Below are 26,978 nucleotides of genomic sequence, written 5' to 3' on the forward strand. Positions count from 1 at the left end.
CTCGAACGGTCCAATGGGCCGATTAGGAGAACAGATGAGCAAGATACGTGTCGCCATCGTCGGCGTGGGCAACTGCGCGTCGTCGCTGGTGCAGGGCGTCACCCACTACGCGGACGCCAAACCGACCGACACCGTGGGCGGCCTGATGCACGTCCAGTTCGGCGACTATCACGTCTCAGACATCGACTTCGTGGCCGCTTTCGATGTAGACGCCGCCAAGGTCGGACTCGACCTGGCCGACGCCATCAACGCCTCGGAGAACAACACCATCAAGATCGCCGACGTCGCCCCCACGGGGGTGAAAGTCCAGCGTGGCGTTACCCTCGACGGTTTCGGCAAGTACTACCGCGAGACCGTTCAGGAGTCTTCTGAACCCCCGGTCGACGTCGTCCAGGCGCTCAAGGACGCCCAGGTCGACGTCGTCGTCTCCTACCTGCCCGTGGGGTCGGAGGAGGCGGACCGCTACTACGCCCAGTGCGCCATCGACGCCGGCTGCGCCTTCGTCAACTGCCTGCCGGTATTCATCGCCTCCGACCCCGCCTGGGCGCAGAAGTTCACCGACGCCGGCCTGCCGATCATCGGCGACGACATCAAGTCCCAGATCGGCGCCACCATCACCCACCGGGTGCTGGCCCGCCTGTTCGAGGAGCGTGGCATCACCATTGACCGCACCTACCAGCTGAACGTCGGCGGCAACATGGACTTCAAGAACATGTTGGAGCGGGAGCGGCTGATGTCTAAGAAGATCTCCAAGACCCAGGCGGTTACCTCCAACGTCTCCAAGCAGTTCGCCGAGAAGGACATCCACGTCGGCCCCTCCGACTACGTCGGCTGGCTGGACGACCGCAAGTTCGCCTTCGTACGACTGGAGGGCCGCAACTTCGGCGGCGCCCCGGTCAGCCTGGAGTACAAGCTCGAGGTCTGGGACTCCCCGAACTCCGCCGGCGTGGTCATCGACGCCATCCGGGCCGCGAAGATCGGCCTAGACCGGGGCATCGGCGGCCCGCTGCTGTCCCCGGCGTCCTTCTTCATGAAGTCCCCGCCGCAGCAGCGCCCCGACGAGGAGGCGATGGAGTCCACCGAGGCCTTCATCCGGGGCGACGTCGAGCGCTGATCCGCGAGGTACACGCGCCGACCATATAAGCGGGGGTCGCGGCAGTGAAGACTGCCGCGACCCCCGCGGTATCGCTCCGCGTAAGGGATCACTTCGGGGCGGCCAACGCCAGCCCTCGCTGCACCGCGGCTTGCTGCATCTCCTGGTCGTAAGTGAGGAGCAGGTCGGAGCGTACGTCCAGAGCAACTGCGAGGTGGATCGAGTCTGCCGCGCGCAGCCCCGCAGAATCCCGCGATGCGTTGAGTAGGTGCTCCCGGGTTATGTCGATGAGTTCAACCCCAGACAACAAGAGCGCGGCGGCCTGCTCATCGAGTTGTCGGCGTCGCTTCGCGGCGCAGTGCAGTTCGGTGTGTAGCAAGAACGAGGAGCACAGGAACATGCCGTTCGCGGTCTCCTCGGTCAGCCAGGTGGCTAAAGGATCTGACTCGACTTCCTCGACGAGAAGCTTGAGTGCTGCGGAGGTGTCCAGGTAGCAAATGGTCATTGCTCACCGCGCAAGTCGTCCAATACATCTTTTGAGCTGAGGCCTCGCGCGCGTTTGAGGGCGTTGAAGTCTGTGGGGACTGCGGGGCGCGTGGCCCCTTGCCGCCGCAGTAGCGCCAGGCGGTCCTGGGTGATAGGCACAAGCTCGGCTACGGGACGTCCGTTGTTGGTGATCTCGAAACTCTCGCCTGCTTCTACTCGGCGGAGGATAGCGGCGCTGTCGTTACGGAGCTCGCGGTGCGGAATCGTAGTCATAGTCATCACTCCGTAGCAAGCGTAGCATGTATCGCGTGCTCGAGTATCCGATGCGGGATGTGGTCCCCGGCGGCGATCAAATCCCGTGACTGTGCTACGGATTCCGGTCTTGGCATGTGTCGAGCTCCGTCAACAGTGTGCTCAAGGCGGCCCGGCCTGCGGGGGAGAGAACGCTGCGGACATCGGCGTCCAGCGCTTCGGCCGCCGCAACGGCGCTTGCGAGCAGCCGCCGCCCCTCGGGGGTGATTTCGATCTTGTGAGCCCTGCGATCGCTGCGACTGCGGGTCTTGCTTACGGCCCCGAGGTCCACGAGTTGGTCCACTAGCGTGACCACCAGGCTCGGTGCCACGTGCAGCCGGGTCGCGATGTCGCGCTGTGAGGATGCCAGCCCGGCTTCAACGACGGCCAGCAGGCCTACCTGCTTGGGAGTCAGTCCGGTCGGCGCGATCTGCTCGGCGAAGCTCTTGGTGATCTGTGCGCCGACCATGCCCAACTGGAAACAGGCGGCGGACAGGATCGCCTCGCCGCCTCGATCCTCTTTTGGCTCCACAAAGAAGATGATACTGTACTGAATCGTTCACTACTGAACGATTTAGGTGGGTGGTTTGTATGCCGTGGTGGTTGGCGCTTCTGAACTCCGTCATGGGAGCCGTATCGGTGATTGTTGCTGTCGCGGCGTTGCTCCGCCCGGGGCTACTGGTTCCGGGCAGCACAGGCACCGATGTTGATCGCTTCTATCCGGCGATGTATGCGGCCAGGGCGGTTCCGCTCGGTGTCGTGGTTGCGGTGATCGTCTGGCTGACGCCCGTGTATCCGCTGACTCAACTCGTCTTGGCCGTTGCCGCACTCGCTCAACTCGGTGACGTAGTGAATGGCCTAGCGTGTAGGCAGCCCGGCATGGCAGGCGGTGCCGTTGTCGCGGCCGCATGCCACCTAGCCGGAATTGCTGCGCTTCAGTAAGCAGTGCCGGAGTGGCGGAGCCGATCGGATGCCATGCGCCGGGTGCGTATCGGTCAAGACGCAGGCGATCTACCGGTCAAGACGCCGATCAGATACCTGGCAGGTCGCGACGCTGGTAGGCGGCCAGGCCGACGGCGCTGCCGACCACGCCGATGACCGCCTGCACCGCCAGTGGCACCCAGTCGGGATCGCCGACGGCGTCGAGGTGGTGCCCCAGCACGCTCAAGTCGCGTGCCCACTGCGGCAGCTCTAACAGCCCGCCGAAGAAGCGTGTGAACACGCTCCAGGCGATTACCGCCCATACGATCCCGAAGCGTCGTGGCGCCACGCCGGCCACGGCCAGGGCGATGCCGATCGTCGCCAGCAGGCCCGGCAGCTGGCTGACGGTGAACACGAAGGCCCGCTCCACCGCGTGGTCCTCGGTGAGTTGTGAAGCCGTCGCAGCGGCTAGCACGCCGCCTGAGAGCACCAGCAGCCCGGTCGCCTCCACTAGCGCCATGCCGCCCTGAGTCATGAGCAATCGGGTGCGGGAAATCCCGATGGCGGTCTTGAGCTCAATCAGCCCGGCCCGATTCTCCAAGACGAGGGTGTGCACTCGCTGCGCAGCGGCCACCGCCACAAGCAGAGCGGTAATAATCGTCAGCAGCGACAGATACTGCTCCACCTGACTGCCTTCGGCCATCTTCCTGACGTAAGAACCGGTTGCCGACCCCGGTGCCAGCAGTTCCACGATGCCACCGGTCATGGCGCCGAACAAGGCGGATGTCGCCACCACGGTCGCCGCCCAGATGGCGCCGCCCCGCAAAGCCAGTCGCGCCAGCAGATCGGTGTAACCGTGCACTCGCCAGCGGCGTCTGTTGGTCGACCTATCGGGTAGGTAGCCGTCTGCGTACTCTCGCTGGGCGTACAGTGCGCCCGCGACAACCACCAGCATCACGCACAGCGCAGCGCACACCATCAGCGGGACGGCATGGTCATCGGTGTAGGGATGTACGAGGTCGCGCCACGCCAATGGGCTGAACCACCGCATCCAACCGGCACCTGACTCATCCGCCAGTACCCGCAGGGCGAAGGCTCCGCCCAGGCCGACCAGGGTGAGTCCGCGTGCGTGGACCGCTTGTCTACACAGCTGACAGATCAGGCTGACAGGGCGATGAAGGCCCAGCCCGCATTCGCCACCGATCCTGCCAGCGTCCACGCCCCGGGAACCGTAAGCTCCGCGACGAGGTGGGTCAGACCGGTCAGAATCACGCCAACACCGAGCGCGAGCATGGCGATCGCACCCCAGCTCACGACAACCGGTGCTACAAAGGGCACCCACCGGCCGATCCCCACCGCGAGCTGCAACTCGACCAGGCCATCGTCCTCATCGGCGCGCATCGCCCTACAGGTCAAGAGCACTGCCATCAGACTTACGCAGATCAGCAGATAGGTGCCGGTCTCCCACTGCACGAGCTGGCCGATCCGTCCCGGTTTTGGCAGTACGCCGTACAACAGGCGGGTGCCGGGCATTTCACGCATCCCGTTCACGAGCAATTCCCGGGTCCGCATGGAGGGGTACACGCGCTCGTAAGCCGGGGGAGTGACGGCAACCAGCAACCACAACGGAAAACACCAAGCGAGTACCTGCAACCGCAGACGTCGCCACAGCACACGCGCATAGGTGCCCAAGCCCCGCAGGTCCACCGGCGCGGTCACAGCACGACTCGCTTTTCGCCCGCAGAGTGGTGGATTGCGGCCGCGAAGTCGGGATCGGCCAACATCAGATCTAGAAGCTCACCGGTGAAAACCCGGTGGATCCGAAGCGGGTAGCTGACGGTCGACAACACCCCGACTAGGTTCCACACGGCTCGTCCGAGGGCACCGTCCGGCAGGTCGTTCAGCACCGTCAGGGTGCTCTCCTTGTGCCGCAGCGCCAGTGCCCAGGTCTCCTGCGCCAACTCGACCGCGCCCCCCTGATCGGTTTGATCGAGGTGGGCGAACGCACATACCTGCTGTGCGCATGCGTCGCGCTCCGTGGCGTCGAGTTCTTCAACGAAGCGGCCTGCGCTGGCCGGAATCATCCCGCGCGAGGCGAGCGCCATCATGAGCCGTCGCTCGCGGGCCAACACTTCCAGCGCGCCGCCCCAGGCAGAGGGTTCCATGTCATGCAACCGGACGGCCACCTCGTCATAGAACCGGGCGAGCACGGTGGGCAGTGGTGACAGGACACCGCCGTCGGCCACCTGAGCAATGAGCTCGTCGATGCGATCTGCCTGCACGCGCAGTACCTGTTGCCGCTCCTCGATGTTCCGGCGAGCCGACTGCAAGTCACACAGTATCGACTCGCGGTCGGTTCCTTGCTCGTCGGCGTCGAGCATCTGGGCCACTTCCATCAGAGACAGACCGCTGTCAGCGAGCCAGCGGATCCGCAGAAGGCGGGCCAGGTGCTCGACGCCGTAGTCGCGCCTGCCTCGGCCCGCCGTCGGTGGTACCGGCAGCAGGCCGAGGCGGTGATAGTGGCGCACCGCACGCGTGGTCGTGCCGGCGAGGTCAGCCATCTCCTTGACGCGCATGCCCACATCCCAACAAGCGACCCTGCGTCGCTGTCAATCGCGGGGCATTCCCCGCCGAAGGTGGCTGCGTCGGTCCCGGGTCAGCCGACTCCACCCAGGTTTCGGCGTCGGTAGGCCACCAGGCCGACCGCGGTGCCGACCACGCCGATGGCCGCCTGCACCGCCAGCGGCACCCAGTCGGGATCGCCGACGACGTCGAGGTAATGCCCCAGTACGCTCAGGTCCTGGGCCCAGGTCGCAGGTCCATCATGCCGCCGAGCAGCCGCGCGAAGGCGCTCCAGGCGATTACCGCCCACACGACGCCGAATCGCCGTGGCGCCACGCCGACCACGGCCAGGGCAATGCCGATGGTCGCCAGCACTCCGGGCAGCTGGCTGACGGTGAACACGAAGGCCCGCTCCACGGCATGATCCTCAGTGGTCTGCGTAGCCGTGACGGCGGCGAGCACCGCTCCACAGAGCACTAGCAGAATCGTCCCCACCACCACCGCGGAGACGGCCTGTACCAGGAACAAGCGCCGGCGCGGCACTCCGACGGCCGCCTCGGCCTCCACCAGCCCGGCGTGCTCATCGGCGGCGAGTCGGCCCGCCTGCTGCACTGCGGCCACCGCGATCAGCAGCACCATCATCACGGTCATCAGCGACATGAACTGTTCCATCATGTCGGCACCGGCCTGCACCAGCATGTTCACGTATTCGGCGATGCGGTCGTCCCGCATCATGTCAGGATGCCCTCGGTCATAGAGCCGAATAGCGCTGAGAAACAGGTAATTGCTGCGACCCATGCCAGTGTTGTGCGTGTCGACAGGCGCGTGAGTAGGTCGGCGTAGCCGTGGATCCTCCAGCGGCGCCCACTGGTGGCCCGGTCGGGCAGGTAGCCGTCGGCATACTCCCGGTGGGCGTACAGTGTTCCGGCTATTGCCACTAGTGCCCCGCATATTGCGGTGCACACGGCCAGTGGCACGGGGTCGTCGTCGGTGTAGGGGGCGACCAGGTCGCGCCAGCCCAGCGGCGTGAGCCACCGCAGCCAGGTGACCTCCCATTGGTCGGCCGCCACCCGCAGCATGAAGGCCATCCCAACACATGCCAGTGCCAGCGGGCGGGCACCGGCGGCGCTGCGCGCCAACTGGCAGACCACGGCGGCCAACCCCGAGAATCCCCAGCCGACGACGGCGGTGACCCCGGCCAGTGCCCATCCGCCCGCTTGGCCAAGCCCCTCGATCTCCTGAGCCTCGGCCGCCAGAGTACCGCCCGCCAGGATGGCCAGGACGCCGATCGCCGCCCAGATCACCAGCACCGGGGCGAGGAAGGGCACCCACCTCCCGGTGCCAGTGTCCCGCAGCAGCTCGGTCAGGCCCTCGTCCTCATCCGCGCGCAACAGGCGGCAGGTCAGCAGCACCGCCATAAGCGCGGTGCACACCAGCAGGTAGGTGCCGCCCTCCCATTGCACCAGTTGGCCGATGGTGCCCGGGTCGGGAAGCTCGCCGTACAGCAGGCGCGTGCCCGGGGAGGCCCGTAGCGCCTCGACCACCGCATTGCCACTCGCACCACCGGCGTCCCCGGCGCCGCCGGATTCGGAGAAGTAGGCGTCCTGATAGGCCGGTGCGAAGGATGCCATGCCCAGCCACAGGGGCAGGATCCAGGCGAGCGCCTGCACACGCAGCCTACGAGCGGTCAGCCGCAGCGCGCGACCCAAGCCGCGCAGGTCGTCGTGGGCGCTCATCCGCGCACCTCCTCGTAGTGACGCAGGAACAGATCCTCCAGGCTCGCGGGTCGCAGATCACGTCGGTGGCTCCCTGCGCGGCGACCGCCGCCAGCACCTGGGGGACCCGGGCGGAACCCACCTGCACGCTCAGACGGCCGTCCTCCACAGACAGATCGTCTTCCAGCTGCGGCAGCGACGCGGCTATGCCGCGCAGCAGATCCGCGTCGCCGCCGACCTCGATCTGGGTACGGGCCAGCTGCTGCAGCCGGGTCAAGTCGCCCTGCTCCACCACCCGCCCGTCCTTGATGATCGTCACGGCGCTGCACAGGCGCTGCACCTCGGCGAAGATGTGGCTGGATAAAAGCACGGTGCGCCCCTGGGCCGCGGCCCGGGTCACCTCATCCATGAAGACCTGCTCCATCAGCGGGTCCAGGCCACTGGTCGGCTCATCGAGAATCAGCAGGCTGGTCGGCGCGGCCAGGGCCGCCACCAGCGCCACCTTCTGCCGGTTGCCCTTGGAGTAGGTACGCACCTTCTTGGTCGGGTCCAGGGCGAAACGCTCGATCAGCTCGTCCTCCCGGGCGCGGTCCCGCCTGCCGCGCAAGCCCGCCAGCGCGTCGAGCGCCTGCCCGCCGGTCAGATTCGGCCACAGCGCCACATCCCCGGCCACGTATGACACCTCCCGATTGATCCGGGGCGCCTCACGCCGGGGATCGCGCCCCAGCACGCGCACCCGGCCGCCGTCAGGGCGGTACAGGCCCAGCAGGGTGCGGATGGTCGTGGACTTGCCCGCCCCATTCGGGCCGAGGAAGCCATGCACCTGTCCGGCGGTGACCTCCAGGTCGAGTCCGTCCAGGGCGGTGAAGCGCCCGAACCGCTTTACCAGGCCCTCTACGCGGATTGGGACGTCGATACCGGGCGGGTTCGTTGTGCTCGCTGCGGCCGCGCGGGCATTTCCGTGGCGTGAGGTCATCAGCGGTGTCCTTTCGTGAGGGTGCGGTTCGGGGAACGGGATCAGGTACGGGACGGGGAAGGGAATCCGCTCACAGCACTGGCTCGTCCCCCGCCAGGCGGCGAATGACGGCGGCGAACTCCGGGTCCGCCAGGACCAGTTCCAGGAAACGGTCGAGGTACAGATGCTGTGCTGGACCGGTATAGGTGTCGGTGATCATCTGGGTCAGCCGCCAGGTGGTGCGCCCCGGAGACCCGGTCGGAAAGTCGGAGAACGCGGCCAGCGCCGTACGGCGGTGTCGAAGGGTGTACTCCCAGGTCTCCTCGGCCAGGTTGAGGGCCGCGGCGCGAGCGGCGTCTCCGTGCAGCTGTTCCAGGCGGGCGATCTCGGCATAGATGCGTACGCCCGCCTCCCACTCCGCGGCATCCAGCTCCGCCAAGAAGGTGCCGATGCTGTCGGGGACCAGACCCAGTGCGGCCAGCGCCGTCACCACCTGCCGCTCGGCCCGCAGCCCGCGGAGGTTCAGGCCCGTCTCCTCAAGCCGCGTCTGAACGGCGTCGTAGAAGCGCACCAGCAGCTGCGGAATCGGCTCCAGCCCCTCCCCGTCCTCCACTCGGGCGATCAGTTCGTCGATGCGCGCCTCCTGCGCCTGCAGCTCGCGGCGACGCGCCACGACGGTCTCCCGGGTGGCCCGCAGACTGTGCAGCACCGACTCACGGTCGGCTCCGCCCGGATCCTGCGCGAGTACCTCGGCGATCTGTGCCAGGGACAGTCCGCCGTCGGCCAGCCAGCGGATTCGCATGAGCCGGGCCAAGTGCGCCAGTCCATACTCCCGCCGCCCGCGCACGGTCGGCGGCACCGGCAGCAGTCCCAGGCGGTGATAGTGACGCACCGCCCGTGGGGTGGTGCCGGCCAGATCGGCGATTTCCTTCACGCGCATGCACCCATCCCAACAGGTGACGTAACGTCACCGTCAAGCACCCTGCGCAGGCGCGCCGATGTGAGGGCTCGGTTGGGCTGACCGGACGCCCACCGTCCGACGCCGGCTCTGCTGCACATGCGGTTGCTGCTGAGACGATTTCGAGCGCTCCCGCGTCGCGGACTAATCTGACCCCGGAGAGAAGACGACTCAACTGGTGGAAGGCAACCGCATATGACTGACGCCCCCGGCGCACTCTCGCCAACGGACGAAGCCGGCGTCAACGACCTGGTCGAACAGGCCCTGGCCGCCATCGCCGCCGCCGGCGACCTGGCCGAGTTGAAGGAGACCCGCCTGACCTACACCGGCGACGCCTCCGCCCTGACCCTGGCCAACCGAGAGATCGGTCGACTACCGGACCGCGCCGCCAAGCTGCCGCCGGCAAGCTGCTCGGCGGCGCTCGCGGCCGCATCGCCTCCGCCTTGGCCGCACGCCAGGAGGTGCTCGAGGCCGCGGCCGAGGCCGAGATGCTGGCCACCGAGGCTGTCGACGTCACCGTGCCCACCGACCGCGCCGCCGCCGGCGCCCGCCACCCCCTGGACCTGCTGGTCGACGAGGTCTCCGACTTCTTCACCGCCATGGGCTGGACCATCGCCGAGGGCCCAGAGCTCGAGCACGAATGGTTCGACTTCGACGCGCTGAACTTTGACGCCGACCACCCCGCCCGCCAGATGCAGGACACCTTCTACATCGACGGCGCCTCCGTGGGCGGCGCCCCCGGCGCGACGGCGAACCTGGTCCTGCGTACCCACACCTCGCCGGTGCAGGCCCACGTCATGCTGGAGCAGGCCCCGCCCATCTATGTGGCCTGCCCCGGCAAGGTTTTCCGCTCCGACGAGCTGGACGCCACCCACACCCCGGTTTTCCACCAGGTAGAGGGACTGGCCGTGGACAAGGGCCTGACCATGGCGCACCTGAAGGGCACGCTGGACCACTTCGCCCGCGTCATGTTCGGGCCCGAGGCCCGTACCCGCCTGCGCCCCTCCTTCTTCCCCTTCACCGAGCCCAGTGCCGAGATGGACCTGTGGTTCCCGCAGAAGAAGGGCGGGCCCGGCTGGATCGAGTGGGGCGGCTGCGGCATGGTCAACCCCAATGTGCTGATCGCCTGCGGCATCGACCCCGAGGAATACACCGGTTTCGCCTTCGGCATGGGCCTCGAGCGCACCCTCATGCTGCGCCACGGCATCGCCGACATGCACGACATAGTTGAGGGTGACATCCGCTTCTCCCAGCAGTTCGGCACCACCGGAAGGGGAAACTGACATGCCTTACGTCCCGATCGAGTGGCTGCGCGAGCACGTCGAGGTCCCCGCCGGGACTTCCGCCGCCGAATTGGCCGCCGACCTGGTCAGGGTCGGCCTGGAGGAGGAACGCATCGTTCCCCCCGCTGTCACCGGCCCCCTCGTCGTCGGCCGGGTGCTGACGCGCGAGGCCAAGGAGCAGAAGAACGGCAAGACCATCAACTACTGCCGGGTCGACGTCGGGGCGCACAACGACGCCCCCGGTACCGGCAAGGAGCCCTCCGAGCTGCCCAGCCGCGGCATCGTGTGCGGTGCCCACAACTTCGAGGTCGGCGACCACGTGGTGGTGTCCCTTCCCGGCGCGGTCCTGCCGGGTGACTTCACCATCGCCGCCCGCAAGACCTACGGGCACGTCTCCGACGGCATGATCTGCTCCGAGCGCGAGCTCGGCATCGGGAACGACCACTCCGGCATCATCGTGCTCGAGCGCTGGCTGGCCGCACATGGCCGCGATGGCGAGGACATCCCCGCTCCGGGCACGGATGCCATCGGCCTGCTCGGCTTGGGAGAGGATGTCCTGGAGATCAACATCACCCCCGACCGCGGCTACTGCTTCTCGATGCGCGGCGTGCCCGCGAGTATTCCCACGCCACCGGCGCCCGCTTCACCGACCCGGCCGACGGCGCCAACCCCGACCTGTTCCCGAACGGCATCGCCCCCGCCGGGACGGACGGCTTCCCCGTCCGCTTCGCCGAGGACACCGCGCCCATCCACGGGCGCCCCGGCGTCGACCGCTACGTGGCCCGGGTGGTGCGCGGCATCGATCCGGGCGCCAGCTCCCCGAAGTGGATGCAGGACCGCCTGATCGCCGCCGGGATGCGCCCGATCAGCCTGGCCGTGGACGTGACCAACTACGTGATGCTGGATCTGGGCCAGCCGCTGCACGCCTTCGACCTGAACAAGCTGGCCGCCCCCATCGTGGTACGTCGCGCCCGCGCGGGGGAGACCCTCACCTTCCTCGACGAGGTCACCCGCACCCTGGACGGCGAGGATCTACTGATCTGCGACTCCCCGGCCGGGGAGGGCTCCCGGCCGCTGGTGCTGGCCGGCGTGTTCGGCGGCGCCGAGACGGAGATCGACGCCGACACCACCGATGTGCTCATCGAGGCCGCCCACTTCGACGCCGTTTCCATCGCCCGCTCCGCCCGCCGCCACAAGCTGCCTACCGAGTCCTCCAAGCGCAACGAGCGCGGCGTGGACACGGAGCTGGCCCCGGTGGCCGCCCAGCGCGCCGTCGACCTGCTGGTCCGCTACGGCGGCGGCACCGCCGATGACGTCGCCACCGACGTCAACCGCACGGTCGCCCCCGCCCCGATCGTCATTCGCGCCGACGCCGCGCAGCGCCTGACCGGTGTCGCCTACGGCACCGCTCGCGTCACCGAGCTGCTTCGCGCCATCGGCTGCACGGTTGCACCGGCGGGTACCGCCGCCGACGGTGGTGAGCTCCTCGCGGTCACCCCGCCCACCTGGCGGCCGGACCTGGTGGGCGCCGCCCACTTCGCCGAGGAGATCGCCCGCCTGGACGGCTACGACCACATCGCCTCGATAGTGCCGGTGGCCCCCGCGGGCACGGGCCTGACTCTTAGGCAGCGCGCCCGGCGCGACGTGGTGCGCGCCCTGGCCGACGCCGGTCTGACCCAGGTGCTGTCCTACCCGTTCATCGGCGACGTGCACGACCGGCTCGAGCTGCCCGTCAACGATCCGCGTCGCCAGGCGGTGCGCCTGGCCAACCCGCTCGCCGACGACGCCCGCTGCTGCGCACCAGTGTGCTCGACTCCCTGCTGGACGTGGCCCGCCGCAACGTCTCCCGTGGGCTGGAGGATGTCGCCGTCTTCGAGGTCGGCTCCGTCACTCATCCCGCTGGGACCGTGCCGGCTCCCATCCCCGGGGTGGACCGTCGCCCCTCCGACGCCGAGATCGCGGCATTGAACGCCGGCATCCCGAACCAGCCCACGCACGTGGGTATCGTCCTGGCCGGGGACCGGGAGCGCACCGGGGTGCTCGGCACCGCCCGCCCCTGGGACTGGGCCGACGCCATCCAGTTGGTGCGCACCATCGCCGCCGCCCTCGGCGTGGCCGTGGAGGTGGGCGCCCCGCAGGCGCCCTACGCCCCCTGGCACCCCGGACGCACCGCCGAGGTGCGCCTGGAGTCGGTGCGCCGGGGCCGCGAACTGGTGCCCGGTGCACTGGTGGCTCACGCCGGCGAACTGCACCCGCGTGTGGCACGTACCCTCGGGCTTCCGCCGCGCGCCTGCGCCGTCGAGCTCGACCTGGAGCCGCTGCTGACGGCCGCTGCCGACGCCGGCGTCCTGCAGGTGCGCCCCGTGTCCACCTTCCCGGCCGCCAAGGAGGACGTCGCGCTCGTCGTCGACGAGTCCGTCACCGCTGCCGCGGTTGAGCAGGTGGTGCGTGAGGCCGCCGGAGACCTGGCCGATGAGGTGCGCCTGTTCGACGTCTTCCGCGGTCCGCAGCTGGGGGAGGGGCGGAAGTCACTGGCCTTCTCCCTGCGCCTGCGTGCGGCCGACCGCACGTTGACCGCGGAGGAGACCGCCGCGGTACGCAAGCGCGTGGTCAAGCGTGCCGCCAAGCGCCTGGGCGCCGAGCTGCGTGCCTGATTGTGGAGGTGGTCACGGATGGCGGTCACTGGGCGGACCGCCTGCCGGAACCATCCCCGCACGGTGATACTGACGCCATGAGAATCCTGCTCACCTCCTCCTCCCGCCACGGCTCTACCGACGCAGTCGGTATGGCGATCGCACAGGAACTGCGCGCCGCCGGCCACGACGTCGACCAGGCTCACCCCGAGGACGTGACCGACGTCGCGGGCTACGACGCCTTCGTTCTCGGCAGCGCCGTGTACATGACCCGCTGGACTCCGGAGGCCATCGACTTCACCCAGCGGTTCAGCGACTCGCTGCACTCCCACCCCGTGTGGGCGTTCTCGGTGGGGCTTTCCGGTCTGCCCAAGGGCAAGGTCTCTGACCCGCACCGCATCGGCCCGGTGCTGCTGTCCATCGATCCGGAGGATCACGTGACCTTCCCCGGCCGCTTCAACCCGGCCGAGCTCTCGCTGCGGGAGCGCTCAATTGCCCGCATGGGCGGCGCCTCCGAGGGGGATTTTCTCGATCTGGACGCCGTGCGCTCCTGGGCCGACAAGATCGCCCAGTCCCTGGCCACACGCTGAGAGGCGCTCATGGCCTCGCCCCGCGCCGCCGGCAGCGCTAGGCGTCGCCTCTCCGGGTGAATGTGAGTAAGCCGACCCGTGCCCAGCGCCCGTCCAGCTGCGCATATGTATCCACTCGGATGTATGGTTTTGGCGTGACATGGACAGCAGCGGTCGCCGGAGCGACCGGGTACGCCGGCGGAGAGGTTCTCCGCCTGCTCGCCGCACATCCCCAGATCGAGATCGGCGCGGTCACGGCCAACGCCTCCGCCGGCACGCGCCTGGGAGAGCACCATCCGCACCTGATCGGCCTGGCCGACCGCGTGGTGGCCCCCACCGACGCCGAGCATCTGGCCGGACACGACATCGTCGTGCTGGCCCTGCCCCATGGCGTGTCCGGCGCCGTCGCCGCCGAGTTGGAGCAGGCGGACGGCCCCACCCCCATCCTGGTGGACTGCGGTGCCGACCACCGCCTCACCGATGCCGCCGCCTGGCAGCAGTTCTATGGCACCGACTACGCCGGCGCCTGGACCTACGGCATGCCCGAACTCCTCCACGCCGGTGAGACCACGGCCGTCGTCCAGCGCGAACAGCTGACCGCCACCCGGCGGATCGCGGTGCCCGGCTGCAACGTCACCGCCGTGACCCTGGCCGCACAACCCGGCATCGCCGCCGGACTCCTCGACCCGGGCCGCTTGAACGCCGTGCTCGCCGTCGGTTACTCCGGTGCCGGCAAGACGCTTAAACCCCACCTGACCGCCTCCGAGGCGCTCGGTTCGGCTCAGCCCTACGCCGTCGGCGGCACCCACCGGCACATCCCCGAGATCATCCAGAACCTACAGGTAGCCGGCGCCGCCCTCGGCTCCGTGCGCCTGTGCTTCACCCCCGTGCTGGTGCCTATGAGCCGCGGCATTCTTGCCACCGTCACCGCGCCCGTCACCGCGGCCGTGAGCGAGTCCGACCACCCCGACGGCGTGCTGCGCGCGGCCTGGGAGCGCGCATATGGCTCAACTGGTCGGGGCGAGGCACTCATACACCTGCTGCCCGAAGGCGTCTGGCCGGTCACCGGCGCGGTCGCCGGCACCGGTGTGGCTACCGTGCAGGTTGGTTACGACGCCGCCGCCGGCGTCGCCGTGATCATCTGCGCGATCGACAATCTCGGCAAGGGCACCGCCTCCGCTGCCGTCCAGTCCCTCAACCTCGCCCTCGGCCTGCCCGAGGTCGCCGGGGTCGTCACCGAAGGAGTGGCCCCGTGAGCGTCACCGCTGCCGCCGGCTTCCGCGCGGCCGGCATAAGCGCCGGGCTGAAGGAGTCCGGCAAGCGCGATCTCGCCCTGGTCGTCAACGACGGCCCCCTGGATGTCGCCGTCGGCGTGTTCACCACCAACCGGGTGGTCGCCGCCCCCGTACGCTGGTGTCGCGCAGTTCTCTCCGGCCAGCGCGGTGCCGCCAACCGCGCCCGCGCCGTCATCCTCAACTCCGGCTCGGCCAACGCCTGCACCGGTCCCCGCGGCGACGCCGACACGGCGGCCACGGCGGCACACGTCGCTGAACTGCTTGGAGACTCCCACCCCGGCATCACGGCCGACTCCGTCCTGGTGTGCTCCACCGGAGTGATCGGCGTGCCCTTGGACATGCCCACCCTGCTGGACGGCGCCGCCACCGCGGTCGCGTCCCTGCAAGCGGGCCCGGAGGCCGGCCACGCCGCCGCCACGGCCATCATGACCACCGACACGGTGTCCAAGGAGGAGGCCCTACACCTGGACGGCTGGAACATCGGCGGCATGATCAAGGGCGTGGGCATGCTGGCACCCGGCATGGCCACCATGCTGTGTGTGCTCACCACCGACGCCGTCGTCGATACCGACACTGCCCGTGCCGCCCTGGCTCAAGCCGCCGCCCGTACCGTGAACCGCATTAACTCCGACGGCTGCATGTCCACCAATGACACCGTGCTGCTGCTCGCCTCCGGTGCCTCCGGAAAGGCACCCGCAGCGGAGGACTTCGGCGCCGCCGTCCAGGAGCTGCTGGGCCGCCTAGGACGCCGGCTGGTGGCCGACGCGGAGGGGGCCACCCACGACATCGCCATCACCGTCACCGGTGCGGTCACGGAAGCGGCCGCGGAGGCCGCCGCCCGCACCGTCTCGGCCTCCAACCTGCTCAAATGCGCCGTCGCCGGTGAGGACCCCAACTGGGGGCGCGTCATCTCCCAGCTCGGCACCGTCCCCGAGGAGGTCTGCCCCTTCGATCCCGACGCCGTCGACGTGGCCATCAACGGGGTGACCATCTACGCCCACGGGGCCCTCGGCGAGGACCGTTCCACGGTGGACATGACGCCGCGTGAGACCCGCATCGACATCGCCCTGAACGCCGGCGACGCCGCGGCCACCGTCTGGACCAACGACCTCACCCACGGATACGTCACCATCAACGCGGATTACACAACATGACCACCACTTTGCCCACCTCGCTCACTCCCACCCAGAAGGCCTCCGTCCTGTTGGAGGCCATGCCCTGGCTGCGCGCTACAAGGGCGCCACCATCGTCATCAAGTACGGCGGCAACGCCATGGTCGACGAGAACCTCAAGCGCGCCTTCGCCCAGGACGTGCTCTTCCTCCACCAGGTGGGCCTGCGCCCCGTCGTGGTCCACGGCGGCGGCCCCCAGATCAGCGCCATGCTGGCCCGTCTCGGCATCGAGTCCGAGTTCAAGGGCGGCCTGCGCGTTACCACCCCCGAAGTCATGGACGTGGTGCGCATGGTCCTCACCGGCGGCGTGCAGCGGGAGCTGGTCAGCCTGCTCAATGAATACAGCTCCGCGGCCGTGGGCATCTCCGGGGAGGACGGCGGTCTGTTGCGCGCCCGCCAGCGCCTGGCCACCGTCGACGGCGAGAGCGTCGACGTCGGCCTGGTCGGCGACGTCGTCGAGGTCGATCCCCGTTCGGTGATCGAGCTGCTCGACCAGGGGCGCATCCCGGTGGTCTCCTCGGTCGCCCCGCTCGTGGCCGACGCCACTACGGTCCTGAACGTCAACGCCGACACCGCCGCGGCCGCGCTTGCCGTGGCCCTGAAGGCGCAGAAGCTCATCGTGCTCACCGACGTGGAGGGGCTGTACTCGAACTGGCCAGAGAAGGACTCACTGGTCTCCCGCATCGGCGCCGACGCCCTCGAGGCGCTCCTGCCCGAACTGTCGAGCGGCATGGTGCCCAAGATGGAGGCCTGCCTGCGGGCCGTGCGCGGCGGCGTCGGCCAGGCTCACGTGGTCGACGGACGTCAGCCGCACTCGATGCTGTTGGAGATCGTCACCGACGACGGCGTCGGCACGGTCGTTCACCCCGACGTCATTCCGCAGTCCCGTACGAAAGGAGGCGCCACGATATGAGCGTTCCAGCGCCCATCCCCGAATCCGCTCCCACCGCCACCGCTGCGGCCGGACTCAATGAGAGCTGGCGGGGGCGCTACGCGAGTGCTGTCATGAATACCTTCGGCACTCCCACGCGCGTGCTCGTCCGCGGCGCGGGCGCCCACGTCTGGGACGCCGACGGTAACGAATACGTTGACCTGCTGGCCGGTATTGCCGTCAACTGTCTGGGCCACGCCCACCCGGCAATAATCGCCGCGGTTACCGAGCAGCTGCGCACCCTGGGGCACATCTCCAACCTGTTCACCTCTCCCGCACAGATCCGTTTGGCCGAGACCTTGGACGCCCTGGTGTTCCCCGGCGCGCCGCAGGCCTCCCGGGTCTTCCTCGCCAACTCGGGCACGGAGGCCAATGAGGCGGCCTTCAAAATCGCCCGTCGCCACGGCGGTGCCACCCGCCCGCGCATCCTGGCCCTGGAGAACGCCTTCCACGGTCGCACCATGGGTGCGCTGGCCCTTACTCATAAGCGCGCCTATCGGGAGCCCTTCGAGCCGCTGCCCGGCGGGGTGGAGTTCCTTCCCGCAGGCGACGTCGATGCCCTACGCGCAGCTCTGGGGTCGGACGTGGCCGCCCTGTTCGTCGAGCCCATCCAGGGGGAGGCCGGCGTACAGCCCCTGCCCTCCGGCTACCTGGAGGCGGCCCGCGAACTCACCGCCGCCGCGGGCGCCCTGCTGATCATCGACGAGGTACAGACCGGCATGGGCCGCACGGGTGCCTGGATGGCACACCACCTGCTCGCCCCCGGCGTGGTCCCGGATGTTGTCACCCTTGCCAAGGGCCTGGGTGGTGGCATGCCGATCGGGGCCACTGTTGCCACCGGGGAAGCCGCCCAGTTGCTGGGCCCGGGCCAGCACGGCACCACCTTCGGCGGCAACCCCGTCGCCGCGGCGGCCGCCTTGGCGGTCATCAACACGATCAATAAAGAGGAGCTGCTCAAGCGGGTTACCGAACTCGGCGACCGGTGGGCAGCGCAGCTGGCGGACGTGCCCGGGGTGACGGAGGTACGTGGAGTCGGGCTGCTGCGCGGGGTCGGCCTGACCGACACCGTCGGCCCGGCCGCTGAGGTGGCCGCCGAGCTGGAGCAGCGCGGCTTCATTGTCAACCCACCCCGCCCGGATACGCTCCGGCTCGCGCCGCCCTTCGTCCTCGCCGATGCCGATGCCGATGCCTTCACCGGTGTGCTCACCGACATCCTGACCCGGCGGGCGGCGGCATGAGCACACCGTCCGAACCTCCGGCCTACGAACCCGGATCGACCGTGCCCGCCACCAAGACGGCCCGCCACGCCCTGATAACCCGGATCCTCGGCCACGAGCGCATTCGCTCCCAGGCCGAACTGCGCGAGGCGCTGGCCCGCCGCGGCGTGGCGACCACCCAGGCGACGCTCTCGCGCGACCTGGTGGAACTGCGCGCCACCAAGGTCCGAGGCGCCGGCGGCACCCAGGTTTACGCCGTTCCCGAGGCCGGCGCTCCCGGGCAGGTGCCCCCTGCCGGAGACGATGATGAGCCCCTGGCAGAGCACACCACCGCCCGGCTGGCCCGCTGGTGTGCCGACCTGGTGGTCACCGCCGAATGGGCGGGCAACCAGCTGGTCCTGCGTACCCCAGCAGGCGCCGCCCAACTGCTGGCGAGCGCCGTCGACGATGCCATGCTGCCCGGCGTGCTCGGCTGCATCGCCGGAGACGACACCGTGCTGGTGATCACCCGCTCGGAGGCGGTGGCTGCCGAGGTCGCCGCCCATCTGCTGGCCCTGGCCGATCCCGGCTCGCGCGGCTGACCACACCCTCCCGCACCCGACCAATTCCCGATCAACGAACAACACTGTCTTATACGGACACCATAGAGAAAGAAACGGAACGCATATGAGCAAGCACCAGGACCGCGTCGTCCTCGCCTACTCCGGGGGCCTGGACACCTCCGTCGCCATCGGCTGGATCGGCGAACAGACCGGCCGCGAGGTCGTCACCGTAGCGGTGGACGTCGGCCAGGGCGGGGAGGATCTGGAGGTGATCCGGCAGCGCGCCCTCGACTGCGGCGCCGTGGAGGCCTACGTGGCCGACGCGCGCGACGAGTTCGCCGAGGAGTACTGCATGCCCGCCCTGAAGGCCAATGCGCTCTACGAGGCAAGTACCCGCTGGTTTCGGCCCTGTCCCGCCCGGTGATCGCCAAGCATCTGGTGCGCGCCGCCCGCGAGTTCGGCGCCAGCACGGTCGCTCATGGCTGCACCGGCAAGGGCAACGACCAGGTCCGCTTCGAGGTGGCGATCACCTCCATGGCCCCGGACATGAACTGCATCTCCCCGGTGCGAGACCTGGCCCTGACCCGGGACGTGGCCATCGAGTACGCCGAGAAACACGACCTGCCGATCGAGACCACCAAGCACAACCCCTTCTCCATCGACCAGAACGTGTGGGGCCGCGCCATCGAGACCGGGTTCCTGGAGGACCTGTGGAACGCCCCCACCAAGGACGTCTACGTCTACACCGACGACCCCACCTACCCGCCGCTGCCCGACGAGGTCGTCATCCACTTCGAGCAGGGGGTGCCCACCGCCATCGATGGCAAGTCGGTGACCCCGCTGGAGGCCATTCAGGAGCTTAACCGGCGTGCCGGCGCCCAGGGCGTGGGTCGCATCGACATGGTCGAGGACCGGCTGGTGGGCATCAAGTCTCGTGAGATCTACGAGGCTCCTGGCGCGGTTGCGCTCATCGAGGCGCACCAGGCTCTGGAGTCCGTCACCCTGGAGCGCCTGCAGCGCCGCTACAAGCGGCAGCTGGAGCAGACCTGGAGCGACCTGGTCTATGAGGCCCAGTGGTATTCCCCGCTCAAGCGCTCCATGGACGCCTTCATCGAGGACACCCAGTACTACGTGACCGGAGACATCCGCATGGTGCTCCACGGCGGCCGGGCCACCGTGAATGGCCGCCGCACCGACACCGGGCTGTACGACTTCAACCTGGCCACCTATGAGACCGGTGACACCTTCGACCAGTCCTCCTCCCGGGGATTCATCGAGATCTACGGCATGCAGTCCAAGCTCGCCGCTGCCCGCGACGTGCGTCTGGGACGCGGCGTGTCCTTCTAACTCCCACACCGGCACTTATAACGTGCCGCATTGCGTAGACGGTTGGCGGTCCTCAGACGGGGCCGCCAATCGCATTCATACGGCATGTGAACAACCCTCAGGGCGGGGGCTTGTGCGGCCGATTCCGCCTCGCGGACGGACGGATGCGGTTACGCTACGGCAACAGCAGGCCGGTGCGGCACAAGCCGTGTCGGCCACCCTGTTGATGCCAAATGAGCCGCACACATCTCAACCCGGATGCGGGGAACCAATACAAGGAGGAGAGCGTGCCCCCGAACGCCCACACCCCCACGGTGGCCGCGGTGCGCGGCTCGCGCCGTCCGCTGCTGCCCGCCGTGGGAACCTGGGCCTTCTTCCTGACCTTCTCCGGTCAGGGCGTGCGCAATCTCGTCGGCTGGTGGGCGTTCGGCCTGATCGCCGCCCTGAGCGGCGTCGTGCTCCTGCTCATCTTTCTTCATGAGGGACATCGCGTGCCTTGGCGTGCCCTGCCGCCGGTCACGTCCGCATACGTCGGCGTCTGCGTGCTGAGTATCATCTGGTCCAAGTACCCCGGGGACACCGCCCTGGCGGCGCTGCTCATGGTGGCTACCAGCGCGGCCGGCGTGCTGCTGGCCTGCGGCTTGTCTCTGCGGCAGATGACCGATGCCCTCAGCCGCGCACTCGAGGCCACCCTCGTGCTGAGCCTCCTGCTGGAAGCCGGTGTGGCGCTGTTCCTGCGCCACCCGCTCATACCGCTGTACATGCGGGACTGGGAGGAGGTCCCGATCTCCTACTACTGGGTCAATGGCGACTTGTTCAACGGCGGCCCGATCCAGGGGATTGTCGGTAACCGCAACCCGCTGGCCTTCATCGCCCTGCTCACCCTGTTGTGCGTGGCGGTGCGTTGGGCCGACCGGAGGGTGAGTCCGCTGGGGCTGGTTACCTGGACGGCTGTGTCCCTGCTGGTGCTGGTGCTGACCGGCTCGGCAACGGTCTCCGTGGCACTCGTGATCTGCGGTGCGGTGTGCCTGGTGCTGTGGCTGGTTCGTCGGGTTCCGCCCCGATTCCGCCCTGCCGTGCTGATCATGGCCGCGTCTGTGGGGGTGGCCCTCGTTGCTGCGGCTATTGGCTTGCACTCTCAGGTCACCGCAGTGCTCGGTCGCAGCTCGGACATGTCGGGCCGTTGGGAGATATGGCAGCGGGTGCTGGAGCTCTGGGAGGAACACACGATCCTGGGCTGGGGCTGGATCATGTACTGGGTGCCGTGGCTCCCGATATTCGCCACCCTCGTGGTCCGCCCGGACGGCACCCCTACCATGAGCGCGCACAACGCCTACATCGAGGCGCTCTTCCAGACCGGCGTGGTGGGGGCGACGCTCGTCGTCGTGCTCGTGCTGCTGCTCCTGGTCCGCTCCTTTCGGCTCGCACTGCGGAATATCGACTCCGACGCTCGGTGCTGCTGCCCGCCCTGCTAATGACTGCACTGACGGTTCAGTCCTTCACCGAGTCCCGCCTGCTCAGTGAGGGCAACTGGGTGGTCATTTGCGCCCTGGGCACCTGGCTGGGCCTGCACCGCCTGTATGAACGCAGCCGCGATGATGCCCGTGCCGATGCCCGCGACGGCGCGCGCCCTACTACCCCGCACCGGTCCACGCCTCGGGCCGGCTCACACTCACCCACGTAGATGCGCCATGATGGGCACCATGACGAGTCAGCCGTCCCCGACCCCATCGGCCCCCGAAGCCCTCGCAGCCCCCACCGGCATCAGCCTGTGGGGCGGCCGCTTCACCGGCGGCCCCGCCGACGCCCTGGCGGCGCTGTCGGTATCCACCCACTTCGACTGGCGCCTGGCCCGCTACGACATCGCCGGCTCGCGTGCGCACGCCCGGGCTCTGCACGCCGCCGGACTGCTCGACGGCGCTCAGTTGGACGGCATGCTCGACGCCCTGGACCGCCTGGAGGACGACGTCGTCTCCGGCGCTTTCACCCCGACGCCCGCCGACGAGGACGTGCACACCGCCCTCGAACGCGGAGTCATGGAGCGCGCCGGAGCAGACCTGGGCGGCCGACTGCGTGCGGGACGCTCCCGTAACGACCAGATCGCCACCCTGATCCGCATGTACCTGCGCGACCAGGCCCGGCACCTGGCCGGACTCGTGCTCGACGTCGTCGATGCCCTGATCGATCAGGCCTCCGCTGCAGGTGAGGCCATCATGCCGGGCCGAACCCACATGCAGCACGCCCAGCCGGTGCTGGTCGCCCACCAGCTGCTCGCCCATGCCTGGCCGCTGATGCGCGACGTCGAGCGGCTTCAGGACTGGGACGCGCGCGCCGCCGTCAGCCCCTACGGCTCGGGAGCCTTGGCCGGCAACACCCTCGGGCTCGACCCCGATGCCGTTGCCGCCGACCTGGGCTTCGACGCCGCCTGTGAGAACTCCATCGACGGGACCTCCGCGCGCGACACGGTCGCCGAGATGTCCTTCATTCTCGCCATGACGGCGGTGGACGTCTCCCGGTTGGCGGAGGAGATCATCATCTGGAACACCAAGGAGTTCGACTTCGTCACCCTGGACGACTCCTTCTCCACCGGCTCCTCCATCATGCCGCAGAAGAAGAATCCCGACGTGGCCGAGCTGGCCCGCGGCAAGGCCGGTCGCCTCATCGGCGACCTGGCCGGGCTGCTGGCCACCCTCAAGGCCCTGCCACTCGCCTACGACCGGGACCTGCAGGAGGACAAGGAACCCGTCTTCGACGCCGTCGACACGCTCGCGGTACTGCTGCCCGCCGTGTCCGGCATGATCGCCACCATGCGCCTGAACTACGAGCGCATGGCCGCTCTGGCCCCGCAGGGATTCTCCCTGGCCACCGACATCGCCGAGTGGCTGGTCAAGCAGGGCGTGCCGTTTCGTGAAGCCCACGAGCTCTCCGGCGCCTGTGTGCGCGAGTGCGAACACCGCGGCATCGAGTTGTGGGAGCTGACGGATGCGGACTTCGCCGCCATCGATCCGCGGCTGACGCCGCAGGTGCGCACAGTGCTGTCGACCGCCGGTTCGGTGGCCGCCCGTGCCGGTCACGGCGGGACCGCCCCGGTGCGGGTGGTCGAGCAGTTGGCTCGCGCCATCGAGCACTCCGCCGAGTTGCGCGTGTTCTCCTGGGAGGGCTCGCTGCTGGACGGCCCAGTCGGCGGCGCCGGGGAGGTCCGCATCCGAGAGGCGTGAGGGAGCACGGCACATGGCACAACCCGCTGCGGGGAAGGGGCTGCACCATGGCCTCCCCGTCATGCTCGGGGAGGTGACGTCCCTGCTTGCGGCAGACTCGGTCGCGGTGGCTCCACGACTGCTCGGCGCCGTGCTTACCACGCGCTCCCCGCAGGGAGAGGTGGCGGTGCGTCTGACCGAGGTGGAGGCCTACCGGGGTGAGGCCGACCCCGGTTCGCATGCCTACCGCGGTCGTACCGCGCGCAACGCATCCATGTTCGAGGCCGCGGGCGTGATCTACGTGTACTTCACCTACGGCATGCATTACTGCGCGAACATCGTCTGCGGCCCGGTCGGGTCCTCGCGCGCCGTGCTGCTGCGCGGCGGGGAGGTGACAGCCGGGCTCGAGCTGGCGCGACGGCGTCGTCCCGCCGCCCGCACGGATCGTGACCTGGCACGGGGACCGGCCCGGCTGTGTCAGGCGCTCGGACTGACCCGAGACGATGACGGTGTCCGGCTCGGTCCCCCAGGTTCACGCGTCACCCTGACACTGCCCGGACCGGGCCTGGGACCCGATCCTGAGCGCATCCGCACCGGCCCGCGCACCGGTGTGGCCGGTCCCGGCGGCGACGGTGCTGTTTTTCCCTGGCGCTTCTGGCTCGACGGTGAGCCCACGGTCTCGCCCTACAAGCCGGCCCGGCCACGCCGCCGGGGGAGGAACGGGCGATGAGTGCTGCAGCTGCGCATTCCAACCGCTACTGGAACCACAATGTGGCCTTCCACCGCGAACTCGTGGCCGACGCCGCTCGCCGGGGCGGGCGTGCCGTGGATGTGGGCTGCGGCGAGGGGCTGCTCTTGGAACGGCTCACGGCCGTATGTGACGAGGTCGTCGGGATCGAGACAGATCCTGCAGCCGCTCGGCGGACCAGGGAACGCCTGGCCGGAATCGACGGAGCAGATGTGCTGCTTGCCGATGTGCTGGATCCCCAGGTGGTCAGCGAGCTGGGAGTATTCGACACGGTCACCTGCGTAGCGGTCCTGCACCATCTGCCGTTGGAGGAGGGACTCAAGCGCCTGGCCGCATTGGTGGCACCGGGCGGCCGGCTCGTTATCATCGGGCTGGCCGCCAACAAGTCCGTGGCGGACTGGCTGCTCAGCGCGCTGAGCGTTGTCCCGATACGCGTCGCGAGTCGTCTGCATTGTGAGACCCCCGACATCGGGGTGCGTACCGCACCGGCGGATCAGTCTCTGCGCGAGATTCGTGCTGCCGCCGACCGTATCCTGCCCGGCACCCGGGTACGTCGCCGGTTCTACTGGCGCTACTCACTGGTCTGGGACCGGCCTGTGGGGATGGGGAAATGACCCGCGGTCCTCACCCGCTGCCAGTACGCGACCTGCTGACGCTCCTGCAAAACGCGCTCGGGGAGACCCCGTCCTGGTCGGCGCAAACCCCCTTCGAATACGTGTGTGGGATTGTGCTGGTGCAGAACACGGCCTGGACGAATGTCGAGCGCGCCCTGGCATTGTTGCGGGAGGCCACCGGCTTCGAGGCCGACCGGTTGCTGCGCCTGTCGGATGCGGAGTTGACGGCGCTGATCCGCCCGGCCGGCTTTATGCGGGCCAAATCGCGCTCGCTGCGGGCCTTCGCTGCCTGGATGCTCTCCGCCGCCGGCCGGGCGGCACCAGAACTGGACGACGATGCGCTGCGGTCCGAACTGCTGGCGCTGCCCGGAATTGGCCCGGAGAGTGCGGATGTGACGGCACTGATGGTCTACGGCAGACGCCGCTTCATCTTCGACGCTTACGGGCGCCGCCTGCTGCGGCAGGCCGGTTACGCCGTCGGCCGCGACTACGAGACCACCAGGCGCGCCTTGGAGGCGGACATCGACGCCGAAGGACTCAGTCATGCGGAGTTGGTGGACCTCCACGGACTGATCATCGAGGCCGGCAAACGTGCCCGGGCGGCCGGCGGCTGGGAGGTTTACGGTCCCCTGATCGGGGTGAGCACGGCGCCACGGTGATGGCACTCCGACTCTCTGACCGTCCTCATCGCCGGCTCGCAGGGCCACGGGCGGTGCAATGTCCGATCCGTTGACGCCATACCGGGTGCGCCGAGCGGCCGTGGCAGACTAGCCCGCGCCGGGCAACCGCCCCGGCCCCGGCCCGCATGTGCCGGGAGAAAGACATGGGAAGGCACTGGACCGTGACCGACATCCTGGACGAGCTGCAGTGGCGGGGCCTCATCGCCCAGCACACCGACATCGACGCGCTGCGCGCAGCGCTGGCCAGCGGACCGGTCACCTTCTATTGCGGTTTCGACCCGACCGCGCCCTCCCTGCACCACGGTCACCTTGTCGCGGTCAAGGTCATGCGCCACCTGCAACTGGCCGGCCATCATCCGCTGGCCCTGGTCGGCGGGGCCACTGGGCTCATCGGCGATCCGCGGGCCAAGGGGGAGCGGACGCTGAACACCAAGGAAGTGGTCGCGGAATGGGCACAGGGGCTGCGCGGGCAGCTTGAGCACCTGCTCGACTTCGACGGGGAGAATCCGGCCCGCATCGTCAACAACCTGGCTTGGACCGCCCAGCTGAGTGCGATCGACTTCCTGCGGGACCTCGGCAAGCACTTCCGCATGGGCACCATGCTGTCGAAGGACATCGTGGCCCGCCGTCTGGCCAGCGAGGAGGGCATCTCCTTCACTGAGTTCAGCTACCAGATCCTTCAAGCCAACGACTACCTCGAGCTCTACCGCCGGTACGGCTGCACCCTGGAGGTCGGCGGCAATGACCAGTGGGGCAACCTGGTGGGCGGCATGGACCTGATCCACAAGGTCGAGGGCGCCTCCGTGCACGTCATGACCAATCCGCTGATCACCAAGGCCGATGGGACGAAGTTCGGCAAGACCGAGGGAGGGGCCATTTGGCTCAACCCGGACATGCTCAGCCCCTACGCCTTCTACCAGTTCTGGCTGCAAGTCGACGACGCCGACGTGGTGCGCTTCCTCAAGGTTTTCACCTTCCTGCCCCGTGAGGAGATCGAGCGGCTGGAGGAGTCCGTGGCGAACAACCCGAAGGCGCGTGAGGCTCAGCGCGTTCTGGCTCACGAGGTAACCACCTGGGTCCACGGCGCGGACGCAACCGCGCAGGCGGAGGCCGCCACCGCGGCCCTGTGGGGGAGGGGCGAGTTGACCACCTTGGACGAGGCCACGCTGACCGCCGCCACCGCGGACCTGCCGGCCGCGCCCCTCGAGGTGGGGACGTCTACGATCGTCGACCTGTTGGTCGCTACCGGACTCGAGCGGGGACGCAATGCGGCGCGCAAGACAGTGGCGGCCGGCGGCGCCTACCTCAACAATGCCAAAGTGACCGATGAGGATGCGCCGGTCACGCAGGAACAACTGCTGGCGGGCGGCGTTGTGCTCGTGCGGAGGGGGCGGCGTAACCTGGCGGTGGCGCGGCGGATCTGACCCGCTGACAGCCGGAGCGGCGGCGGTAATGGCATGTGGCTGTTGTCACCGCCGATCCGTTTGACCGGGGAGGAAGGGCTGCGTAGAGTATTCCCCTGTCGCCGCCGCGGGGATCACCCGGGAAGGCGGCGCGGATGAACTGAACAGGACCGCTGGTCGAGGTTCGGATCACGGAATTCTGATTTGACCACAGTCAAGCGGCTCGCTAAAGTTCATCCGGCGCTTCCGGGATGAAGCAATCGGCCGTAAGGCGATGCGGAAACCCGGTGGGTGTGTTGTTTGGGATCTCGATAGTGTGTCGTGTTTGTTTGTTTTGTTGGTTTTTTGTTGGTTTCTTTGTTTGGTTTTTGTTTTGTTTGGAGAGTT

General features: G+C 68.7%; 23 protein-coding genes and 5 pseudogenes. 18 read left to right on the forward strand and 10 right to left on the reverse strand.

Annotated elements, in window-relative coordinates; genetic code table 11:
- Positions 1-34 precede the first annotated feature (34 nt).
- Positions 35-1,114 carry an inositol-3-phosphate synthase gene (locus BW737_RS11190; RefSeq protein WP_086615106.1) on the forward strand — a complete coding sequence of 360 codons (1,080 nt, stop codon included), beginning with the start codon at positions 35-37 and terminating at the stop codon, positions 1,112-1,114.
- Positions 1,115-1,202: 88 nt separating this feature from the next.
- Here the strand turns inward: BW737_RS11190 and BW737_RS11195 are convergent, their stop codons facing one another.
- From BW737_RS11195 to BW737_RS11205, 3 genes are all read right to left on the reverse strand, one after another.
- Positions 1,203-1,598 (reverse strand): type II toxin-antitoxin system VapC family toxin, encoded by a 396-nt coding sequence (locus BW737_RS11195; protein WP_086615105.1) that lies wholly within the window; start codon positions 1,596-1,598, stop codon positions 1,203-1,205.
- On the reverse strand, positions 1,595-1,858 hold the full coding sequence (locus tag BW737_RS19525; protein WP_180272200.1) for a type II toxin-antitoxin system prevent-host-death family antitoxin: 264 nt from the start codon (positions 1,856-1,858) through the stop codon (positions 1,595-1,597). Before BW737_RS19525 ends, BW737_RS11195 begins: the two co-directional genes overlap by 4 nt.
- Before the next feature lie 88 nt (positions 1,859-1,946).
- Positions 1,947-2,339 carry a MarR family winged helix-turn-helix transcriptional regulator gene (locus tag BW737_RS11205; protein WP_086615103.1) on the reverse strand — a complete coding sequence of 131 codons (393 nt, stop codon included), beginning with the start codon at positions 2,337-2,339 and terminating at the stop codon, positions 1,947-1,949.
- Between the two features lie 134 nt (positions 2,340-2,473).
- Here BW737_RS11205 and BW737_RS11210 point away from each other — a divergent pair, with 134 nt between their 5' ends.
- A complete protein-coding gene (locus tag BW737_RS11210; RefSeq protein ID WP_338063914.1) occupies positions 2,474-2,812 on the forward strand; it encodes a hypothetical protein in 339 nt (112 codons plus the stop codon).
- A gap of 88 nt (positions 2,813-2,900) precedes the next feature.
- Here the strand turns inward: BW737_RS11210 and BW737_RS18540 are convergent, their stop codons facing one another.
- The 7 genes and pseudogenes from BW737_RS18540 to BW737_RS11235 form a co-directional block, all read right to left on the reverse strand.
- Positions 2,901-3,842, reverse strand: a complete 942-nt coding sequence (locus tag BW737_RS18540; protein WP_257210751.1) for a hypothetical protein — start codon at positions 3,840-3,842, stop codon at positions 2,901-2,903.
- A gap of 107 nt (positions 3,843-3,949) precedes the next feature.
- On the reverse strand, positions 3,950-4,483 hold the full coding sequence (locus tag BW737_RS18545; RefSeq protein WP_257210752.1) for a hypothetical protein: 534 nt from the start codon (positions 4,481-4,483) through the stop codon (positions 3,950-3,952).
- 23 nt (positions 4,484-4,506) lie between these two features.
- Positions 4,507-5,367, reverse strand: a complete 861-nt coding sequence (locus BW737_RS11220; RefSeq protein ID WP_086615101.1) for a MerR family transcriptional regulator — start codon at positions 5,365-5,367, stop codon at positions 4,507-4,509.
- Between the two features lie 217 nt (positions 5,368-5,584).
- Positions 5,585-6,088: a hypothetical protein gene (locus tag BW737_RS18550; RefSeq protein ID WP_257210753.1), complete on the reverse strand. Its 504-nt coding sequence runs from the start codon at positions 6,086-6,088 to the stop codon at positions 5,585-5,587.
- A complete protein-coding gene (locus BW737_RS18555) occupies positions 6,085-7,089 on the reverse strand; it encodes a hypothetical protein (RefSeq protein WP_257210754.1) in 1,005 nt (334 codons plus the stop codon). The genes BW737_RS18550 and BW737_RS18555 overlap by 4 nt, the downstream gene beginning before the upstream one ends.
- Positions 7,086-8,044, reverse strand: a pseudogene (locus tag BW737_RS11230) (ABC transporter ATP-binding protein). The gene BW737_RS18555 and the pseudogene BW737_RS11230 overlap by 4 nt, the downstream one beginning before the upstream one ends.
- Positions 8,045-8,114: 70 nt before the next feature.
- A complete protein-coding gene (locus BW737_RS11235) occupies positions 8,115-8,963 on the reverse strand; it encodes a MerR family transcriptional regulator (RefSeq protein WP_086615100.1) in 849 nt (282 codons plus the stop codon).
- Between the two features lie 213 nt (positions 8,964-9,176).
- Between BW737_RS11235 and pheS the strand changes: the two are divergent.
- The 16 genes and pseudogenes from pheS (at position 9,177) to tyrS (ending at position 26,612) form a co-directional block, all read left to right on the forward strand.
- Positions 9,177-10,264, forward strand: a pseudogene (gene pheS / locus BW737_RS11240) (phenylalanine--tRNA ligase subunit alpha).
- 1 nt (position 10,265) lies between these two features.
- Positions 10,266-12,918 (forward strand): annotated as a pseudogene (pheT, locus tag BW737_RS11245) (phenylalanine--tRNA ligase subunit beta).
- 77 nt (positions 12,919-12,995) lie between these two features.
- Positions 12,996-13,487, forward strand: coding sequence for a flavodoxin domain-containing protein (locus BW737_RS11250; RefSeq protein ID WP_086615138.1), 492 nt, complete (start codon positions 12,996-12,998; stop codon positions 13,485-13,487).
- A 134-nt stretch (positions 13,488-13,621) separates the two neighbouring features.
- Positions 13,622-14,722: an N-acetyl-gamma-glutamyl-phosphate reductase gene (argC, locus tag BW737_RS11255; RefSeq protein ID WP_180272202.1), complete on the forward strand. Its 1,101-nt coding sequence runs from the start codon at positions 13,622-13,624 to the stop codon at positions 14,720-14,722.
- Entirely contained in the window at positions 14,719-15,915 is a 1,197-nt protein-coding gene (gene argJ / locus BW737_RS11260) for a bifunctional glutamate N-acetyltransferase/amino-acid acetyltransferase ArgJ (RefSeq protein ID WP_086615098.1), read from the forward strand. Before argC ends, argJ begins: the two co-directional genes overlap by 4 nt.
- Positions 15,912-16,846, forward strand: a pseudogene (gene argB, locus BW737_RS11265) (acetylglutamate kinase). The gene argJ and the pseudogene argB overlap by 4 nt, the downstream one beginning before the upstream one ends.
- Positions 16,843-18,102, forward strand: coding sequence for an acetylornithine transaminase (locus tag BW737_RS11270; protein ID WP_086615097.1), 1,260 nt, complete (start codon positions 16,843-16,845; stop codon positions 18,100-18,102). Before argB ends, BW737_RS11270 begins: the two are co-directional and overlap by 4 nt.
- Positions 18,099-18,662: an arginine repressor gene (locus tag BW737_RS11275; protein WP_086615096.1), complete on the forward strand. Its 564-nt coding sequence runs from the start codon at positions 18,099-18,101 to the stop codon at positions 18,660-18,662. The genes BW737_RS11270 and BW737_RS11275 overlap by 4 nt, the downstream gene beginning before the upstream one ends.
- Positions 18,663-18,747: 85 nt before the next feature.
- Positions 18,748-19,970 (forward strand): annotated as a pseudogene (locus BW737_RS11280) (argininosuccinate synthase).
- 266 nt (positions 19,971-20,236) lie between these two features.
- On the forward strand, positions 20,237-21,424 hold the full coding sequence (locus tag BW737_RS11285; RefSeq protein WP_257210755.1) for an O-antigen ligase family protein: 1,188 nt from the start codon (positions 20,237-20,239) through the stop codon (positions 21,422-21,424).
- The gene (locus tag BW737_RS18560) at positions 21,403-21,633 is read left to right on the forward strand and encodes a hypothetical protein (protein WP_257210756.1); all 231 of its coding nucleotides are present in this window, start codon (positions 21,403-21,405) and stop codon (positions 21,631-21,633) included. The genes BW737_RS11285 and BW737_RS18560 overlap by 22 nt, the downstream gene beginning before the upstream one ends.
- Before the next feature lie 19 nt (positions 21,634-21,652).
- Entirely contained in the window at positions 21,653-23,167 is a 1,515-nt protein-coding gene (argH, locus tag BW737_RS11290; RefSeq protein WP_086615137.1) for an argininosuccinate lyase, read from the forward strand.
- 13 nt (positions 23,168-23,180) lie between these two features.
- Positions 23,181-23,876: a DNA-3-methyladenine glycosylase gene (locus tag BW737_RS11295; protein WP_420835746.1), complete on the forward strand. Its 696-nt coding sequence runs from the start codon at positions 23,181-23,183 to the stop codon at positions 23,874-23,876.
- Positions 23,873-24,508, forward strand: coding sequence for a class I SAM-dependent methyltransferase (locus tag BW737_RS11300; RefSeq protein ID WP_086615094.1), 636 nt, complete (start codon positions 23,873-23,875; stop codon positions 24,506-24,508). The genes BW737_RS11295 and BW737_RS11300 overlap by 4 nt, the downstream gene beginning before the upstream one ends.
- On the forward strand, positions 24,505-25,167 hold the full coding sequence (locus tag BW737_RS11305) for an endonuclease III domain-containing protein (RefSeq protein WP_086615093.1): 663 nt from the start codon (positions 24,505-24,507) through the stop codon (positions 25,165-25,167). Before BW737_RS11300 ends, BW737_RS11305 begins: the two co-directional genes overlap by 4 nt.
- Positions 25,168-25,349: 182 nt before the next feature.
- Complete coding sequence (tyrS, locus tag BW737_RS11310; protein ID WP_086615092.1) at positions 25,350-26,612, forward strand: tyrosine--tRNA ligase; 1,263 nt, start codon at positions 25,350-25,352, stop codon at positions 26,610-26,612.
- Positions 26,613-26,978 lie beyond the last annotated feature (366 nt).

The organism is Actinomyces ruminis, assembly GCF_002154335.2.
Taxonomy (GTDB): domain Bacteria; phylum Actinomycetota; class Actinomycetes; order Actinomycetales; family Actinomycetaceae; genus Actinomyces; species Actinomyces ruminis.